We start from the raw sequence: 2,255 nt of genomic DNA on the forward strand, positions 1-2,255 counted from the left end.
CCGCCGGTGTGAGGAACATGCCGGCGAAGGCAAGGGCGCCAATCGCCATGAACATCGCCATCGGATGGTCGCTGGCGCGCTGGCGCAGCGCCAGCTTCGGTCGCCGATCGTTGCGCTCCGGTGCCTGGAGGCGGTTGTTGGCGGTCTGGACTTTCGTGAACATCGCAATCCCCTTCATTGTCTTTCTTTTTGCTATGAAACGAATGTATCCGCACCCGGTAACGGATGGATGATACGCGATGGCTGCCCGTGTAACCGGCTTGAAACAGAAAAATCGGGCATGATCGGGCATATTCGGTCATTCCCCGATTTTCGTGTTCGTTTGCAATTTCTGTTCCATAAGCGCGACCTGAAAGGCGACCTCACAGGCGAAGCAATGGGCCTGAGGCGGTCTTGCGGACTATGAGCAATCTCACACTTGCGAAGGAAATCGGGGCCGGGACTGCGTCTCTGAGAGCCGCCGCTTCTCGCTGCCAGGTCGACGTCGATCGGGCCGCTCCGGGCCTGTTTCAGAACCCTGGTTAACGCCCGGATTTTCCGTGATTTTCCCTGGCCAGATCGTCGCTGAGCGGATGCAAACCCAGCGCCATCAAAATTTTATATTTCAACAAACCATTGCATTTCAAAGCAAAATATACTTATATTGAATGATCATTCAACAAAAGAAGAGCCTTCTATGAACCCGCATCTCCGTGACGTGGCGATCCCCAACGATTGGGACCGGCGGGGTCTGCCGGGATGGAGCTACCACTCCAACGCGCTTCTAGAACTCGAGAAGGAATACGTCTTCCGCAACCATTGGCAGATCGCCGGACATGTCTCCGACGTGCCCAATCCCGGCGACTATCTGACCATGGATGTCATCGGCGAACGGGCGCTGATCGTGCGCGGCAAGGACGGCCTCGTGCGCGCTTTCAACAATATGTGCCGCCATCGCGGCAGCCGCGTCGTCGCCGACAGCCAGGGCACCTGCAAGAACGCGCTTGTCTGCCCGTTCCATGGCTGGGTCTACAATCTCGACGGCACGCTGCGCGGTGCCGCCCGTCCGCGCTCCTTCCCCGATCTCGACAAGACCGAATTCGGCCTGATGCCGCTCGACCTCGAAATCTGGATGGGTTTCATCTTCATCCGCTTCCACGAGGGAGGCCCGCAGCCCTCGGTGGCCGAGCTTTTGAAGCCGATCGAGGCCGAGATCGCGCACTATCGCGTCGCCGAGATGGTGCCATCGTGGGGCATCTGGACCCAAAAATCGCCGGTCAACTGGAAGTCGGTGCGCGACGTCGACAATGAAGGCTACCACGTCGCCATGGCGCATCCGGCGCTACAGGATCTTTATGGTGCGACCTATTTCGACGAGCCCTTCGTCAACGGCGTGTCGCGATCCTTCGCCACCTACAATCCGCATGCCGGGCGGCGCTGGAGCGTGCGCGAATACATCAAGCGAGCGCCCGACGCTTCGCATCTGCCGGAGCATCTGCGCAAGGCCTGGATCTACTACGGCATCTTCCCCAACAACGCGCTGTCGATCATGCCGGAATCCGTGCAGTTCTATCAGGAGTTCCCGCTGTCGACCGGCGAGACCCTGCTGCGCGGCGCAATCTACCGCTACAAGGACGAAACGAGAGAACAGGCGGCGGCGCGCTATCTCGCCTACCGCATCGACCGCGACACAATGGACGAGGACGTGCAGCTTTCGGTGTGGTCGAACGAATCCATGCTGTCGGAAGCCTTCGAGGGGTTCTATCTCTCCGACCTCGAATATGGCGTGCGCACCCACCACGATCATCTGCGCAAGCAGATCCCCGTGCTCGGCCTGGAGACGGCGCCGGAGGAAAAGAACATGTGGGCGCTGAACGACGCGCTGCGGTCGAGGGGATAGAGCAGGCAGGTGAGGGGCAGCGCAGGTTTTTGAGATTATCGTTTTAGTCAGACGCCAATTTCTGGCGTCGTCCGGCGACCAACCAATCGCCGAGGTCGGCGCTGCCCCTCATCCCCCTGCGGGCACCTTCTCCCGTAGAACGGGGAGAAGGAAGAACCCTCACCCCCGCCAGACGCCCTCTTTCCTGAGATCGTCCATCGTGCGCGAAATGCCCTCTCGCAGGATCGCCACCATGTCGTCGATCTGCTCGCGCGAAATAATCAGCGGCGGCGACATCACGCACATGTTGATCAGCGGCCTGACCAGCAAGCCTAGCTCATGGCAATGTGCGTCGATGCGTTTGCCGACGTCCTTGTCGAGCTGCAGCGGATTCCTG

Annotated in this window: 1 protein-coding gene and 1 pseudogene; one reads left to right on the forward strand and one right to left on the reverse strand. The window is 59.8% G+C overall.

What is annotated here, in order from left to right; all coding sequences use genetic code 11:
• Positions 1–676 precede the first annotated feature (676 nt).
• Positions 677–1,879 (forward strand): aromatic ring-hydroxylating dioxygenase subunit alpha, encoded by a 1,203-nt coding sequence (locus EOA33_RS32835; protein ID WP_126058019.1) that lies wholly within the window; start codon positions 677–679, stop codon positions 1,877–1,879.
• A 159-nt stretch (positions 1,880–2,038) separates the two neighbouring features.
• Here the strand turns inward: EOA33_RS32835 and EOA33_RS32840 are convergent.
• Positions 2,039–2,255: pseudogene (locus EOA33_RS32840) on the reverse strand (aspartate aminotransferase family protein); the annotation flags it as partial.

This window comes from Mesorhizobium sp. M4A.F.Ca.ET.050.02.1.1 (assembly GCF_003997725.1).
GTDB lineage: Bacteria > Pseudomonadota > Alphaproteobacteria > Rhizobiales > Rhizobiaceae > Mesorhizobium.

Excerpts from the sequence above, each read along its gene's own strand:
- EOA33_RS32835 (WP_126058019.1), top strand. The coding sequence starts at position 677 with ATGAACCCGCATCTCCGTGACGTGGCGATCCCCAACGATTGGGACCGG.